The sequence below is a fragment of the Pseudomonas sp. WS 5011 genome, from assembly GCF_012985775.1.
Classification (GTDB): domain Bacteria; phylum Pseudomonadota; class Gammaproteobacteria; order Pseudomonadales; family Pseudomonadaceae; genus Aquipseudomonas; species Aquipseudomonas peli.
In genome coordinates this window covers 95,654-110,426 of the sequence record NZ_JAAQXA010000002.1, presented here as the reverse complement: position 1 = coordinate 110,426, position 14,773 = coordinate 95,654, and the positions used below count along the sequence as shown (strand labels likewise).

17 protein-coding genes are annotated in these 14,773 nt (G+C 61.5%); 9 read left to right on the top strand and 8 right to left on the bottom strand.

Annotated elements, in window-relative coordinates:
- On the bottom strand, nucleotides 1–780 hold the full coding sequence (yaaA, locus tag HBN63_RS02910) for a peroxide stress protein YaaA (protein ID WP_170048324.1): 780 nt from the start codon (nucleotides 778–780) through the stop codon (nucleotides 1–3).
- Between the two features lie 139 nt (nucleotides 781–919).
- On the opposite strand from yaaA, the gene dmeF reads away from it, so the two are divergent.
- The 6 genes from dmeF (at nucleotide 920) to HBN63_RS02880 (ending at nucleotide 6,001) form a co-directional block, all read left to right on the top strand.
- Entirely contained in the window at nucleotides 920–1,921 is a 1,002-nt protein-coding gene (gene dmeF / locus HBN63_RS02905) for a CDF family Co(II)/Ni(II) efflux transporter DmeF (protein ID WP_170048323.1), read from the top strand.
- Between the two features lie 301 nt (nucleotides 1,922–2,222).
- On the top strand, nucleotides 2,223–3,614 hold the full coding sequence (locus tag HBN63_RS02900) for a PhoH family protein (protein WP_090248862.1): 1,392 nt from the start codon (nucleotides 2,223–2,225) through the stop codon (nucleotides 3,612–3,614).
- 156 nt (nucleotides 3,615–3,770) lie between these two features.
- A complete protein-coding gene (gene moaC, locus HBN63_RS02895; protein ID WP_170048322.1) occupies nucleotides 3,771–4,247 on the top strand; it encodes a cyclic pyranopterin monophosphate synthase MoaC in 477 nt (158 codons plus the stop codon).
- Nucleotides 4,244–4,486, top strand: coding sequence for a MoaD/ThiS family protein (locus tag HBN63_RS02890; protein ID WP_090248858.1), 243 nt, complete (start codon nucleotides 4,244–4,246; stop codon nucleotides 4,484–4,486). The genes moaC and HBN63_RS02890 overlap by 4 nt, the downstream gene beginning before the upstream one ends.
- Before the next feature lie 2 nt (nucleotides 4,487–4,488).
- Entirely contained in the window at nucleotides 4,489–4,947 is a 459-nt protein-coding gene (gene moaE, locus HBN63_RS02885; protein ID WP_170048321.1) for a molybdopterin synthase catalytic subunit MoaE, read from the top strand.
- 277 nt (nucleotides 4,948–5,224) lie between these two features.
- Nucleotides 5,225–6,001, top strand: coding sequence for an ABC transporter substrate-binding protein (locus tag HBN63_RS02880; RefSeq protein WP_170048320.1), 777 nt, complete (start codon nucleotides 5,225–5,227; stop codon nucleotides 5,999–6,001).
- 58 nt (nucleotides 6,002–6,059) lie between these two features.
- Here the strand turns inward: HBN63_RS02880 and HBN63_RS02875 are convergent, their stop codons facing one another.
- From HBN63_RS02875 to HBN63_RS02850, 6 genes are all read right to left on the bottom strand, one after another.
- Nucleotides 6,060–6,491: a group II truncated hemoglobin gene (locus HBN63_RS02875; protein ID WP_170048319.1), complete on the bottom strand. Its 432-nt coding sequence runs from the start codon at nucleotides 6,489–6,491 to the stop codon at nucleotides 6,060–6,062.
- A 66-nt stretch (nucleotides 6,492–6,557) separates the two neighbouring features.
- Nucleotides 6,558–8,396 carry a sulfatase-like hydrolase/transferase gene (locus HBN63_RS02870; RefSeq protein ID WP_170048318.1) on the bottom strand — a complete coding sequence of 613 codons (1,839 nt, stop codon included), beginning with the start codon at nucleotides 8,394–8,396 and terminating at the stop codon, nucleotides 6,558–6,560.
- Between the two features lie 204 nt (nucleotides 8,397–8,600).
- Nucleotides 8,601–9,230, bottom strand: coding sequence for a PAS domain-containing protein (locus HBN63_RS02865; protein WP_170048317.1), 630 nt, complete (start codon nucleotides 9,228–9,230; stop codon nucleotides 8,601–8,603).
- An 81-nt stretch (nucleotides 9,231–9,311) separates the two neighbouring features.
- Nucleotides 9,312–10,439 carry an FAD-binding oxidoreductase gene (locus HBN63_RS02860; protein ID WP_170048316.1) on the bottom strand — a complete coding sequence of 376 codons (1,128 nt, stop codon included), beginning with the start codon at nucleotides 10,437–10,439 and terminating at the stop codon, nucleotides 9,312–9,314.
- On the bottom strand, nucleotides 10,439–11,392 hold the full coding sequence (locus HBN63_RS02855; RefSeq protein WP_170048315.1) for an ornithine cyclodeaminase family protein: 954 nt from the start codon (nucleotides 11,390–11,392) through the stop codon (nucleotides 10,439–10,441). Before HBN63_RS02855 ends, HBN63_RS02860 begins: the two co-directional genes overlap by 1 nt.
- Before the next feature lie 99 nt (nucleotides 11,393–11,491).
- Nucleotides 11,492–12,439, bottom strand: a complete 948-nt coding sequence (locus tag HBN63_RS02850; RefSeq protein ID WP_170048314.1) for a helix-turn-helix domain-containing protein — start codon at nucleotides 12,437–12,439, stop codon at nucleotides 11,492–11,494.
- Nucleotides 12,440–12,558: 119 nt separating this feature from the next.
- On the opposite strand from HBN63_RS02850, the gene HBN63_RS02845 reads away from it, so the two are divergent.
- From HBN63_RS02845 to HBN63_RS02835, 3 genes are all read left to right on the top strand, one after another.
- Nucleotides 12,559–13,029: a nuclear transport factor 2 family protein gene (locus HBN63_RS02845; protein WP_170048313.1), complete on the top strand. Its 471-nt coding sequence runs from the start codon at nucleotides 12,559–12,561 to the stop codon at nucleotides 13,027–13,029.
- A 38-nt stretch (nucleotides 13,030–13,067) separates the two neighbouring features.
- Nucleotides 13,068–13,388, top strand: a complete 321-nt coding sequence (locus HBN63_RS02840) for a GIY-YIG nuclease family protein (protein WP_170048312.1) — start codon at nucleotides 13,068–13,070, stop codon at nucleotides 13,386–13,388.
- Nucleotides 13,389–13,454: 66 nt separating this feature from the next.
- Entirely contained in the window at nucleotides 13,455–14,390 is a 936-nt protein-coding gene (locus HBN63_RS02835) for a glutathione S-transferase family protein (protein WP_160085334.1), read from the top strand.
- A gap of 33 nt (nucleotides 14,391–14,423) precedes the next feature.
- On the opposite strand, the gene HBN63_RS02830 is transcribed toward HBN63_RS02835, so the two are convergent.
- Nucleotides 14,424–14,741, bottom strand: coding sequence for a glutaredoxin domain-containing protein (locus HBN63_RS02830; RefSeq protein ID WP_160085333.1), 318 nt, complete (start codon nucleotides 14,739–14,741; stop codon nucleotides 14,424–14,426).
- Nucleotides 14,742–14,773 lie beyond the last annotated feature (32 nt).

Below are 14,773 nucleotides of genomic sequence, written 5' to 3'. Positions count from 1 at the left end.
TCAGGCCTCGGGTTGGTCACGCAGGAACACCAGACTATCAGCCTTGGAGTGTTCCGCCGAATAGCGATAGCCCTGGTAGTTGAAGTCCTTGAGGCCGGCTGGGTCAGTCAGGCGCTCTTTGATCACGTAACGGGCCATCAGGCCACGGGCTTTTTTCGCGTAGAAACTGATGATCTTGTACTGGCCGTTTTTCAGGTCTTTGAATTCGGTGTCGATGATCCGTGCATTCAACGCTTTGCGTTTCACTGCACTGAAGTATTCGTTGGACGCTAGGTTGAGCAGCACCTCGTCGCCTTGGGCCGCCAGCGCCTCATTCAGCCAGCCACTGATGCGCTCGCCCCAGAAGTCATAGAGGTTATTACCGCGCGGGTTGGCCAGTTTGGTGCCCATTTCCAGGCGATAGGGCTGCATCAGGTCGAGCGGGCGCAGCACGCCATACAGGCCGGAAAGCATGCGCAGGTGGGTTTGCGCGAAGTCGAAGTCGGCCTCGCTGAAATCCTCGGCGTTAAGCCCGGTGTACACGTCACCCTTGAATGCCAGCAGCGCCTGTTTGGCATTGGACGGATTGAACGGCCGCACCCAGCTACCGAAGCGTGCAGCGTTAAGGCCGGCGAGTTTGTCCGAGAGGTGCATCAGATCGGCGATCTGCGCCGGGGTAAAGTCGCGCAGCTGCTGGATCAGGTCCTGGGCGTGGTCGAGGTGTTCGGGTTGCGTAAAACGCGGGGTCGCTGGCGGCGTCTCGTAATCGAGGGTCTTGGCGGGGGAAATCACCATCAACATAAGCTGTGCTCCTGAAAGTCTGCGGCGATTCTAGAAGCTGCTGGCGCTTGAGACTACCTATAAGGCCAATTGAGACGCTTGACCCAGGGGCCGCCACGGGGTTGTAGTCTGCCCAGGTCGAATCCTCCAAGGAGCTGCCATGACCGCCTGCAACCATTCGCGCTGGGAGCCATCCCACGATTACCGTCCGCTGGAAACCACTGCTGAGCGTCAGGCCTGGCGTGTTGCCGCACTGACCGGGGTGACCATGCTGGTGGAGATTGTCGCCGGTTATGCGTTCAATTCCATGGCCTTGCTCGCCGATGGCTGGCACATGGCCTCGCATATGCTCGCGATTGGCCTCACCGCTCTGGCCTACATGCTGGCGCGACGCTATGCCAACGACCCACGTTTTGCTTTTGGCACCTGGAAGGTCGAGGTGCTGGCCGGGTTCGCCAGCTCACTGATGTTACTGGTGGTGGTGGCGATGCTGGCGTTCGAATCCTTCTGGCGTTTGTTGCAGCCCCAGGTGATTGCCTTCGAGATGGCGCTGTGGGTCGCCGTCGTTGGCCTGTTGGTCAACCTGGCTTCTGCCTGGCTGCTGCGTGATAGCCATGATCACGGGCATGCCCAGGGCCAGGGTCATAGTCACGCTGGCGCGCATGCGCATGCTGATCACGATCACGATCACGATCACGCAGCGCCAGCGGCGGGCAAGGACCTTAATCGCCATGCCGCCTTTATCCACGTACTGGCCGATGCGCTGACCTCGGTGGCGGCCATCATCGCCTTGCTCGGTGGCCTGCTGCTGGGCTGGGATTGGCTCGACCCGCTGATGGGCGTGATTGGCGCGGTAATTATCGCGGTGTGGGCCAAGGGCCTGCTGATCGAAACCGGCAAGGTGCTGCTCGATCGCGAGATGGACAGCCCGGTGGTCGAGCGTGTACGCAGCGCTTTGGCCGAGGAGGCGGACACTGAACTGGCGGACCTGCACCTATGGCGCGTTGGCCGGGCGCAGTTCGCCTGCATCGTCAGCGTGGTGACCCATGGCGACGACTCGGCAGATCGCTACAAGGCACGGCTGGGGGGGATTGCGGAGTTGGTGCATGTGACCGTGGAGGTCAATCGTTGTGCCGATGAGCACGGGGTGAAGCGAGGCTGACAGGTAAAAATCTTACGGCCCGAAAGCCGGTGCGACTTCCGACTTTAACGGCGACCGCACAGGTCGCCAAGCGCTATTTGTCGCTCCGATAAATAAACCGGTAAATGCCGAAAAAAACGTTTTTCTGTCATCTTTTTTGGAGTATCTAAAAGGCAAGACCGCCGAACCCTGCAGACAGGTGGCGGCCATTGGCCCTCACCTTTTTGCAGCCTTCTCAGCCTCGGCACTGAGGAGTCGACGGCCCCTCCGCGGCGCAGACTCGCCCCTGCGTTGCTTGGCTACTACAAGAAGGTGACCGAGTATGGATGACCACGGACGCTCCAAGCCCACCGCCCCAACCCTGTACGCCCTCGACACCAATGTGCTGATCCACGACCCCAACGCGCTGCTGAATTTTCAGGAGCACCACGTTGCGATTCCCATGACCGTACTGGAGGAACTGGACAAGCTTAAAACCGGCAAACAGGGCGTGGCCGCCGAGTGCCGCCAGGCCATCCGTCTAATCGACAAGATTCTCGGCAGCGCCAACCCGGAGGAAGTGGAACACGGCGTTGCCATTCAGCGTGACAAGAGCGGCCCCTGTGGGTATTTGTCGATTCTGATGAGCAAGAGCGCCACCCCAGTCACCTGGCTGCCGGAAGACCTCAACGACAACAAGATCATCAACCAACTGGTCGAGCTAAAGTCCCGCCGCCCCGGTCTCAACGTGGTGCTGGTCACCAAAGACATCAACATGCGCCTCAAGGCGCGCGCCTGTGGCATCGATTCCGAGGATTACCATACCGACCAGTTGGTCGACGACGTGTCCTTGCTGTCGCAGGGTTACCACAACATGGACGGCTCCTTCTGGGATCGCGTGAACAAGGTGGAAACCCGTCAGGACCACGGCCGTACCTGGCACCGCGTGCAGCTCATCGACAACTTGCCGGCGGTTCACGTCAACGAGTTCATCATCGACGAACAAGGCTTTGTTGGCTGGATCAAGGGCATCAAGCATGGCGAACTGCTGATTCTCGATATGCACCAGGAACCTTTGATGCATCAGGAAGCCTGGGGCCTGCGCCCGCGGGATATCTATCAGTCACTGGCGTTGTTTGCCTTGCTGGATCCGGACATCCATCTGGTCAACCTGTCCGGCGCGGCCGGTTCCGGTAAAACCATCCTGGCCCTGGCGGCGGCCATCGAACAGACCATGGTCAGCAAGCGTTATCGGCGCATTATCGCCACCCGCAGCGTGCAGGGGCTGGATCAGGAGATCGGCTTTCTACCGGGCACCGAAGCCGAGAAGATGGAGCCCTGGCTCGGCGCGATCACCGACAACCTCGAAGCCCTGCATATGGACGACGAGAATACCCATGGCAGCGTCGACTACATCCTGCAAAAGGTCCCGCTGCAGTTCAAATCCCTCAACTACATCCGGGGCCGCAGCTTCCAGCAGAGCCTGATCCTGATCGACGAATGTCAGAACCTTACCCCGCACCAGATGAAAACCATCATCACCCGTGCCGGCAGCGGTTCCAAAGTGGTGTGCTTGGGCAACCTGGCGCAGATCGATACGCCTTACCTGTCGGCGCCCAGCTCGGGCCTGACCTACCTGACGGAGCGCTTCAAAGACTTCGAGCATGGCGTGCATATCACCCTGCAGGGTGTGCCGCGCTCGATCCTCGCCGAGTACGCCGAAACCCATATGTAACGCCCCTCCACCTCGCTCGCCCTGCAGGCCGTTACGGCTGCAGGGCCGGGTGCGGACCTCGCCGCATAGCCTCCCGTCTGAATCACCTGGCATTCACAGGTGCCGAAACCTGACCCCTGGGTTTACAATCGCCGGACACCTGCCTGGAGTCTGTCTGTGTTAACCCATCTCGATGCCCAAGGCCGCGCCAATATGGTCGATGTCAGCGATAAAGCCCTGACCGTCCGTGAAGCCGTGGCAGAAGCCCTGGTGCGCATGCGCCCGCAAACCCTGCAGATGATTACCCAGGGCGATCACCCCAAGGGCGACGTGTTCGCCGTGGCGCGTATTGCCGGTATTCAGGCGGCGAAGAAAACCAGCGACCTGATTCCACTGTGCCACCCGTTGATGCTCACCAGCGTCAAAGTTGAACTGACGCCTGAAGGCGCGGATGCCGTGCGTATTACCGCACGCTGCAAGCTGACCGGGCAGACTGGGGTGGAAATGGAAGCTCTGACCGCTGCTAGCGTCGCCGCGCTGACCATCTACGACATGTGCAAAGCCGTGGATCGCGGCATGGTGATCGAAAGCGTGCGCCTGCTGGAGAAGGTCGGCGGTAAGAGTGGACACTTTGTAGCTGGGGACGAAGCATGATCCGCGTGCAGTATTTCGCCCGTTACCGCGAGGCCCTGGGTCTGGATGGTGAGCAGCTGAGCGCTGAATTCACCAGCCTTGATCAACTGCGCCAACACTTGCTGGCGCGTGGCGGGGTCTGGGAAGTACTGGCTGAGCAGAACCTGATGTGTGCACGCAATCAGGAACTCTGCAGCCTGGATGAGCCATTGGCCGCCGGCGATGAAGTGGCGTTTTTCCCTACGGTCACCGGAGGCTGAGTATGGCCATCCGCGTCCAGTCGCAACCCTTCGATCCGGGCGTTGAGCTTAACGCCCTGCATGCCGCCAACCTGGGCATTGGCGCGGTGGTCAGCTTTGTCGGCTATGTGCGTGACTTCAACGAGGGGCGCGAAGTCGGCGGCATGTTTCTCGAACACTTCCCCGGCATGACCGAGAAGGCCCTTGGCAAGATTGCCGAGGAGGCTACGCAGCGCTGGCCGCTGGTGGGAATCGAGATCATCCACCGCATCGGTCGCCTGGAGCCAGGCGAGCCAATCGTCTTTGTCGGCACCACCAGCGCCCACCGTCAGGCGGCATTCGACGCCTGCAACTTCGTCATGGACTACCTGAAAACCCGCGCGCCGTTCTGGAAGAAGGAAGACACCGCTGAAGGCCCGCGCTGGGTCGAAGGGCGCTGCTCCGATCAGGCTGCTGCCGAGCGCTGGAAACAACAACCTTAAGCGCATTGTGCATGCATCGCCTGTGCTGATATTTCAGTCGCAGTGATGGTTTTTGCCCGGTTGACGGTTTGTACATATAAGTCCAGTATGGAATTTAAAGTATAAATCGAGACTGGCAAATGACCCGTCCACGCGTGCTAATCAGCCATCGCTTTTCGCTCAGGTGTACACCTGATGCGCCTTTCTTCTGTCTTGCAGCAACCGTCGTTGCCCGCTCGACCTGCGCCGCAATGCCAGGTGGCACGGGCCTGTCACTCCCTCAGCAGGAATCCGCACAATGAAGAAAATCGTTCTGGCGGGCGGTATCGCCCTGAGCCTGATTGCATCCAGCCTGTTCGCCGCAGACAAACCCCTGCGCCTGGGTATCGAGGCTGCCTATCCACCTTTTGCCTATAAAGAAGCCAGCGGGCAGATCGCCGGCTTTGATGTGGATATCGGCAACGCCCTGTGCGCTGAGATGAAGACCGAGTGCCAATGGGTCGAGCAGGAGTTCGATGGCCTGATCCCCTCGCTCAAGGTGAAAAAGGTCGACGCCATCCTGTCGTCCATGACCATCACCGATGACCGGCGCAAATCGGTGGATTTCACCGGCAAGTACTACTACAGCCCAGCGCGCCTGGTGATGAAGGCTGGCAGCGAAGTGGCCGCCGACTTCAGCAACCTCAAGGGCAAGCGCATCGGCGTGCAGCGCTCGACCACCACCGACCGTTTCGCCAGCGAAGTGCTGGCCGCGCAAGGGGTTGAAGTGGTGCGCTACAGCTCGCAGAACGAGATCTACCTCGACCTGATCTCTGCGCGCCTGGACGGCACCTTGGCCGACGCCATCCCGGTGGATGAAGGCTTTTTGAAAACCGCCAACGGCAAGGGCTTCGCCTTTGTTGGTCCGGCGTTTACCGACCCGAAGTATTTCGGTGAAGGTGCCGGCATCGCCGTGCGCAAGGGCGATGCGGAACTGCTCGGCAAGCTGAATGCGGCCATCCAGGCGATTCGCGCCAGCGGCGAATACCAGAAGATTCAGGCCAAGTACTTCACCTTCGATATCTACGGCGACTGAGCCGCGACAGCGAAGAGGGCAAGGTCGCACATTGCGCGGCCTTGTGTTTTGCGCTGAGCTATTGGCCGGCTATACCATGCCGATTGCGACTGGCCTGCACGATCCGTTGGGCCGGCAAGCGCAGTTGGCGCAACAGGTAGTCGGCAAATGCCGGATCGTAGGGTTGCAGGGTAATGGCCTGGGCCATGCAGTTCAGCCAGCTCTGGCTCAGGGCTTCGTCTATTGGCCACTGGGCGTGAAAGCTGGGGATGGCAATGGCGCCATACTGCTCGCTGAATAGCTTGGGCCCGCCGAGCCAGCCGCTGAGGAAGCAGGCCAGCTTGTCGCTTGCCAGCGTCAGGCTTTCGCCGTGCAACTGACGCAGCGCACGGGCTTCGGGCAGTTCATCCATCAAACGGTAGAAGTCTGCCACAAGGCGCCGTAAGCCTTCGATACCGCCCGCTGACTGATAGGACACATCGTCCACACCGTACACCGCTGTTTGTTGCATCGTCTGCGCCTCTGAGCAAAGCGCGCAGTATACGGCGCGCGGTCAGGGTCGCTTCGGCCAGGGTGATCAGTGGGCGAGGAAGCGGCGCAGGTCACGCATTTCTATCTGGATCTGCGGTAACTGGCTCTGCAATACCCGGCTACTGTCTTGCAGCGGCCGGTCATCGGCATGGCTGGCCTGCAGCGCGGTAAAGCTGCCGCTGGTAAACGGCAGCACCACCTTGTACTGCTCACTGAGGAACGCCAGGCGATCCCAGTCACCGGCCAATAGTACGCGTCCAGGTTGAGCATCGAACAGGCTACGGCCAACGGCGTAATCCTGCTGCGGGTTCTGCACGCCGAGCAGGGGCATCAGAGTGGGCAGCAGGTCGGTGTGGCTGGTGCGCAGTTTTTCCTGCTGCGCAGCCTTGCCTGGAATCCACAGCACCAGCGGCACCCGCACCTGTTCGTCAACAAAGGTGGAGTTGTGGCCCCAGCGGCCTTGCTCCATAAACTCTTCGCCATGGTCGCCGGTGATCACCACCAGGGTGTTGTCCAGCAGGCCGTTCTTCTCCAGGTGCTGAGTGACACGCGCCAACTGGCTGTCGAGGTGGTTGACCGAGTTCAGGTAGCGTTTGTAGATGCCGCCGATATCGCGCTGCAAATCCATGCTGGCGTAGCTGAAGTCAGGCAGGTAATCCGGTTCGATCACCGACTCCGGCGGAAAGCTGTAATTGGCATGCGGTGACTCGAAGAACAGGAAGGTCATAAACGGCTTGGTCGGGTCGCGCTGATCGACGAATTTCAGCAGCCGATCCACATTGCGCCGATCACGCTCCCAGGTGTGGCCCTGGTCATCCTCGACCATCTGCTCACGCGGTACGTTGACGAAGAGGGTCTTGTCGAACTCCGGGTAGCTGAAGCGGGCGCTGGTGAGCAGCTTGATCTGGTAGTTCTGCTGTTGCAGGACATCGATCAGCGGGCTGCCAACGCGGGCGTCGAGCACCGGGAACCAGAGGTTCGCCGGCAGGCTGTAGAACTGGCTAAACATGCCAATGCGCGTGCCGTTACCACCGGAGTAATGGCTGACGAAATGCTGGGCGCGCTGGGCGAAGGCATGGGTCTGCGGCATCACGCGCGGGTTGAGGCTGTCGGCGCGCCAGGATTCGGCGACCAGCCAGACGATATTCAGCGGCTTGGCTGGCGGCTCGATACGCAGCGGGGCTTGCGGGTAGCGCAACTGGCCTTTCAACTCGACGCTGGCGACTTCCAGGCGTTGCGGGCGTTCCAGGCCGAATTGTCTTTCCAGCACGCGACGCATGGTCAGCGGCTGGTAGAAAGGCATGCGCTGGGCGTTTTCCAACAGCGGGCTGTAGCCGTAGAAGTGGCTGACGCCATAGCTGATGCGTTCGCCTAGGGTGACCACGATAAACAGCGGCAGCACCCAGGCCAGGCGCGCAACGGGCAGGCCGCGCATACGCGCCAGACCATGGGCCAATGCAAGCAGGCCAGCCTGCAGGGCGAAGATACCCACTGCGAGCAGCGCCACTTCGCGTTCGGTGGAGGCCGACGAGCCTAGCGCCGCGATACCGCCCGGGGTGCTGATAATGTTCCAGACAAACCCGTTGAGGTGAAAACCGTAGAGCTGCCACAGCATATGGTCGCCATACAGCGCCAGCTGCACCACGGCGGCGAGTATTACCGCCAGCACCGCAGCGGCTCTCGGCGAGAACTTCAGAGTCAGGCGAGTAATAGCCCAAACCGGCGCGATAAACAGCAGCGCATAACTGCCAATCAGCACCAGTTGGTAGAGCAGCAGCCAGGACGGTGCGGCCAGATCAAAGAAACGGCCCAGATTCAGGGCCACGGCCAGCCAGGTCAGCAGCCAATAAAAGGAATAGGGGTGACGCGATGCAACGAAAGGCATGGGCAGTCCTTCTTATAGATTTGGGACGTAATAAGGCGATAGTGCCGGCAGTCTCTCTGCTCAGGAAAACATCCCTGGCTTAACTGCGGCTTAAGCGATCTGCGAACGCGAATCAGACCGCTGCAAGTGGCTGGAGTTTCTAACTGGGTGATAGCGGATCGACAGCATTAATGCGTTAACAGGTGTGTCACCACGCGGTAGCGGTCACTCGCCCTTGACCTCTTTTAAATGCTTGTACACCGTCGCCCGGCCCATGCTCAGCACATTGGCCACGTAGTTGGCGGCGCTTTTGCCTTTGAAGGCGCCTTCGGCGTGCAGGGCTTCGACCAGCTCGCGTTTGTGCTCGCGGGTCAGCAGGTTGAGACCGAGCTGGCGCTGGCGTAGCCAGCTGTGCAGGAAGGTGTTGATGCGCTCCTGCCAGTCGTCGCGGAACAGCGCGTCGGGCTGCGGCACCAGTTTGCTGGAGGAAAGAAACAGATCCAGCGCCTGCTTGGCGGTCTCGAACAGCGAGATATTCAGGTTGATGCACAGCACCGCGATGGGCGTGCCGGTGGCGTCGCGTAGCACGCTGCTGACCGAGCGAATCTTCTGGCCGTCCCAGTTGAGCTTTTCATAAGGGCCGATGGTGCGTTCGTCGACGTCGCCACTGAGCATGTCTTCCAGCGCCGCGTCATCACCGATCACCCGTTTGGAGATGTTGTTGGCGATGTAGTCGACCTTTTGCGTGCGCAGGTCGTGCAACACCACTTCGGCGTGGGGGAAGAACAGCGTGGCGATGGCGTCGGCGATGGTGCGGTAGTTGTCCAGCTCGGGGGCAGGGCGGGGCGGCGTCATGCGGCTAACTCTTCGGGCTTGGGAGGCGTTGCGAGTGTGCCGCAAAGAGCCCGAGGCGTCATCCTCGGGCGCTGCGACTGATTATTTGAGCAGGCGGGCAGGGGAGAGCATGGCTTCCGTCAGGCCAAATTGGCGCAAGTGTTCGGGCAGCGATTCACCACGGGCCAGGGCGGCGCAGGCCATGCCCATGGCGGCGGAGGTCTGGATACCGTAACCGCCTTGCGCGGCGACCCAGAAGAAGTCCGCCACCTGCGGGTCGAAACCGCCGACCAGATCGCCATCGGCGACAAAGGAGCGCAGGCCGGCCCAAGTGTGCGCCGGGCGACGGATGCTCAGGCTGGTGTGTTCCTCGATCTGGTAGATGCCCAGGGCAATATCCAGTTCTTCCGGCTGTACATCGTGGGGCTCGACCGGGTCTGCATTGGCGGGCGAGCCGAGCAGCAGGCCGGCATCGGGCTTGAAGTAGAAGGATTCGTCCAGGCTGACCACGCAGGGCCAGGCATGGCAGTCGATGCCTTCCGGCCCGTTAAAGGTAAAGGCGGCGCGGCGTTTGGGGATCAAACCAATGGGAGCCACGCCCGCCAGAGCGGCGATCTGGTCGCACCAGCCGCCGGCGGCATTGATCAGCACCTTGGCGCGGTATTGCCCGCTGCCGCAGTCCACCAACCAGGCGTCTCCATCACGCTGGATGTGCAGCACTTCGCAGCTGTTGTGGATTTCCCCCCCCTGCTGGCGAATGCCGCGCAGGTAGCCCTGGTGCAGGGCGTCGGTGTCGATATCGGCGGCGCTGGGGTCGAGCATGGCGGCCTGCACCTTGTCGCGGCGCAGCACCGGCACCAGGGCGCAGGCTTCGTCGGCGCTAAGCAGGCGCATTTCCGCCACGCTGGCTTTGCCGCTGTCGAACTGGCGTTGCAGCTCGGCGGCATCTCCGGCGAAGTCCACCACCAGCTCACCGCGCGGGGTCAGTAGCGGGTGCTCGGCAAAACCGGCCGGCGGCGCATCGTAGAACGCGCGGCTGGCGGCGGTCAGGGCGCGCACTTGCTGCGTGCCGTAGGCCACGGTGTAGAGCGCGGCGGAGCGTCCGGTGGAGTGATAGCCGGGCAGCTGCTCACGCTCGAGCAGGATGGTTTTGCCATGGGCGGCGAGAAAGTAGCCGGTGGAGGCGCCCGCAATGCCGGCGCCGATGATCAGGTAGTCGGCCTGGTGCATCAGCAGGCCTCCTGCTTGAGCTGGTACAGCGCGTGGGCCAGGGCAACATCTTCCAGGCCCAGGCCGATGGAGCGGAAAAATACTGTGCGGCGATAGTCTGGGCGTACGGCCTTACCGCTGACGAGCTCAGCCAGATCACCCAGGATGTCGGCACTGCTCCAGCCCAGACGGCTGGCCAGGAGCATTTCCCCCGCGCTATCCGGGGTGGTAGCGCGGTAGTCGCAGTAGACATCCATATTCAGCAGGCTGGCGGGCGTTACTTCATGGGCGCGCGGCGCGTTGGTGCTGATTGAGGTGATCAGCGCCGGTTTATCCAGTTCGACGGGATCGAGCAACGGTTTCGCCGATGAAGTGCAGAGCATCACCACATCGGCATCGCGAATGGCATCTGCCTGGCTGGCGCAAAGCTGGATGCGTGGGTCGAGCTGCTGCAGCTTGAGTAGCTGCGCGCCGGTTTTGCCGGCCAGACCTGGCGAGTAGAGGCGGATGCTCTGCCACGGGCGTAGGTGTTTGGCGTAATGCACATGGGCTTGCGCCACGGCGCCGCTGCCGATCACCGCCAGGCGGTTGGCTTCGGGCGTGGCCAGGGCATCCACGGCCACTGCGGTGGTGGCGGCGGTGCGTGCGGTGGTCAGGCTGCCGGCATCACACAGCAGCAGTGGCTGGCCGGTTTGCATCGACATCAGCAGGGTCCAGGCGGTAATCAGCGGGCCTTGCTCGCGGACGATATAGGGCGAGGTTTTCACCCCGTACACACCCGCTCCGGCGAGTACGCCCAGGTAGTTGATAAAGTCGCCAGCCCCGTTGGGGAACTCCACCAGCTGCTGCGCGGGCTGCACCGCATGACCGGCGGCCAGCTCGCGGAACAGGGTGACCATGGCCTGGTGTACATCGACCTGGGCCAGCAGCTGTTCGGCAGCGGTTTTATCCAGCACATAAGGGGTGGTCGACATGGGCGGCTCCGTAACGAATTAAACAATTAATTCCATTTTGGACTTTAAGGTATTAATCGACAAGCGCCGACGCGGCATCTTGATACGCGGTGGCGACGTTCAGTGGGCCTGACGTAAGCGCTTGCGAAACGCCCCTGGGCTTTCCCCGCAGAGTTGCTTGAACAGCTTGGCAAAGGTGGCGCGGTCGGCGTAACCGACCTGCTCGGCGATCTGCTCCAGCGACGCCGGGCTGCGCAGGGCGCGCTGCGCGGCGCTGATACGCACGCGCTGCAGATAGTCGTTGGGCGTCAGCCCGGTGCTGGCCTTGAAGCGGCGCAACAGGGTGCGCGATGAGCAGTTGGCTTCAGCGGCCAGGCGGTTGAGGTCGATAGCTTCGCCGTGATGGCGGTGCAGCCACTGCAACACCCGTGCGAGCGGACAATCGCTGCTGGGCGGCGGCAGCAGCGGGGCGAAGCGTGATTGCTGACCGCGCTGGCTGTCGAACACTAGGGCATTGGCGACCTGTTGTGCCAGCGCGTCACCCGCATGCTGGCGGATCAGGTGCAGGCACAAATCGAGTCCGGCGTGTGCGCCGCCGGAGCTGAGCAATTGGCCGTCTTCGCAGACCAGTTGCTCGATCTGCAGATTGACCAGCGGGAAACGCTGGCGGAACTGGCTGGCCAGTGCCCAGTGGGTGGTGGCGCGGCGCCCATCGAGCACACCGGCAGCGGCCAGCAGAAAGGCGCTGCTGCACAGACTGGCCAGTTGTTGGGTGGGTGGGCGTTGCGCCAGCCAGGGCAGCAGGGCGGCGTTATCGCTCAGGGTGGTATCGATGGCGCTGCCGCTGGCGGCGAGCAGAATCAGCTCTGCATCCTCGGCCAGGCTCAGATCGCCATCGACCTGGATCTGCGCAAAGCCCAGATCAACCGCCTTCCCATCCAGACTGACGCGCTGCAACTCGAACAACCGTTGCTCGGCCAGGCGGTTGGCCAGCACAAAAGCATCCATGGCCATGCTCAGGCTGGAGCACACGGTTTGCGGGCAGACGTACAGGGCGATCTTCAGCATGACGTGCTCAGGCGCGATGAAATTTGGCGATTATTGACACAAGTATGTCTTTTGCGCCAATCGCGCGGCGGCGATTTAACGACAATACTGCTCGCACGTTCCCCACCGGAGTTCGCCCCATGACCCACCCCAACGCCGAGCTGATCACTCGTTTCTACCAAGCCTTCCAGCAGTTGGATGCCGAGACCATGGCCAGCTGTTACAGCGAGGATGTGCAGTTCAGCGACCCGGTTTTTACCGATCTACGTGGTGCGGCGGCTGGCGATATGTGGCGCATGCTCTGTGCCAAGGCTCAGGGCTTTTCCCTGACCTTTGATGGTGTGGCGGCGGATGATCATTCCGGGCGTGCGCGTTGGGTAGCTACTTACACCTTCAGCCAGACTGGCAATCAGGTGGTCAACCATATCGAGGCCAACTTCCGCTTCCGTGATGGCAAGATCGCTGAGCACCGCGACCATTTCGACCTGTGGCGCTGGGCTGGTCAGGCGCTGGGTATCAAGGGCCTGTTGCTGGGCTGGACACCCTTTGTGCAGAACGTCATTCGCCAGCAGGCAGCCAAAGGCTTAGCGGCTTTTCAGAAGAGCCGTTAAGCTCAGCGACCTTCTTTGCCTGTCTGCCGATCTTCGTGATGCCTGATGTGATCTCTGTGGAAACTCCTGCCGTCGCCAAGCCCTGGTTTGTCTACCTGGTGCGGGCGGCCAATGGCGCGTTGTACTGCGGCATCAGCGACGATCCACACAAGCGTTTTACCAAACACCAGAGCGGTAAGGGTGCGCGTTTCTTCCACTCCAGTCCGGCGCAGGCACTGGTGTATATCGAACCGTGCGCCGGCAAAGGCGATGCATTACGCCGTGAACGGGCGATCAAGGCCATGAGCAAGTTGGCCAAGGAAACCCTGGTGGCCGCCGTGCCTGTTATCGCCGTAGCTGATAACGCACCATCAGGCTAAGCGGGTAGGCTGCTTCGGCTTGCGCGGGTAAGCTGCTGGTTTACCTGACCCCTTGCGGAGCCTGCCATGCACGAGTTGATCCTGCACCATTACGATGCCTCACCGTTTGCCGAGAAGGCGCGCCTGATGCTGGGTTTCAAGCAGCTGTCCTGGCGCTCGGTGGATATTCCGCGAATCATGCCCAAGCCCGATTTAGTGGCGCTGACCGGTGGCTACCGCAAGACTCCTGTGCTGCAGCTGGGGGCCGATATCTACTGTGATACTGCACTGATTGCGCGTCGCCTGGACGCGGAGAAAGCAACCCCTGCGCTCTTCCCTGAGGGCCAGGAGTTCGTTACGGCGAGCTTTGCTCAGTGGGTCGACTCGCAGATTTTTCAGCATGCGGTGAGCCTGGTGTTTCAGCCAGAGTCGGTCGCGGTGCGTTTCGGCAAGCTGCCGCCTGAGGCGGTCAAGGCCTTTGTCGCCGACCGTGCCGGGCTGTTTAGTGGCGGTAGCGCCACGCGTGTACCGGTGGAGGTGGCCAAGCACAACTGGCCGTCGCTGATGGGGCGGGTTGAGCAGCAACTGGCGCGCGAGGCGGGCGACTTCCTGTTTGGTGAGCCGTCGATTGCGGACTTCTCCCTGGCCCATTGTCTGTGGTTCCTCAAAGGCACCCCAGTGACCGCGCCGCTGGTCGATGCCTATCCGAATGTCAGCGCCTGGCTCGGCCGCGTGCTGGGCTTCGGTCACGGTGCATCCAGTGCGCTGAGTGCAGAAGACGCTATCGCCATCGCCCGTGCGGCGACGCCGGCGGCTCTGCCGGACGAGCCGTTCGCGGAACCCAACGGCCTCACGGTCGGTCAGCGGGTGCAGATTGCCGCCACCGATTACGGTGTCGACCCGGTAGAGGGCGAGCTCGTGTTCGCCGGTGCTGAAGAACTGATCCTGCGCCGCGAGGATGATCGTGCCGGTACCGTGCATGTGCATTTCCCGCGGCTGGGCTTTGCCATCAAGGCGTTGTAAGAGCCTGCTTACGGTCTATTGCGCGCTGGCTTTTCAGTAGGCAGCGCGCATCGTCTGCGGATCGTAACCGTGAATCAGCGTGCCCTTGATATCCAGCAAGGGCACGCCGCGCCCACCCAAAGCCTTGAAGGTCGCCTGGCCGGCGGGGTCTTTCTCGATATCAATTTCCCGGTAGGCAATCTGATCCTGTGCCAGTTGCTCGCGGGTTTTCGCGCAGTAGCCGCACCATTGCGTGGCATACAACACCACTTCGCCTGGTCGATCAGCCAGCGGCGGTTGAAACCAGCGTTGCACCGTGTCCCAGTGTTGGAAGAGCGCCAGGGCGCTAAGCAGCAGAATGACTTTCTTCATGGGGCGTTCCTTTGCCTGCTTGTGTCGATGGT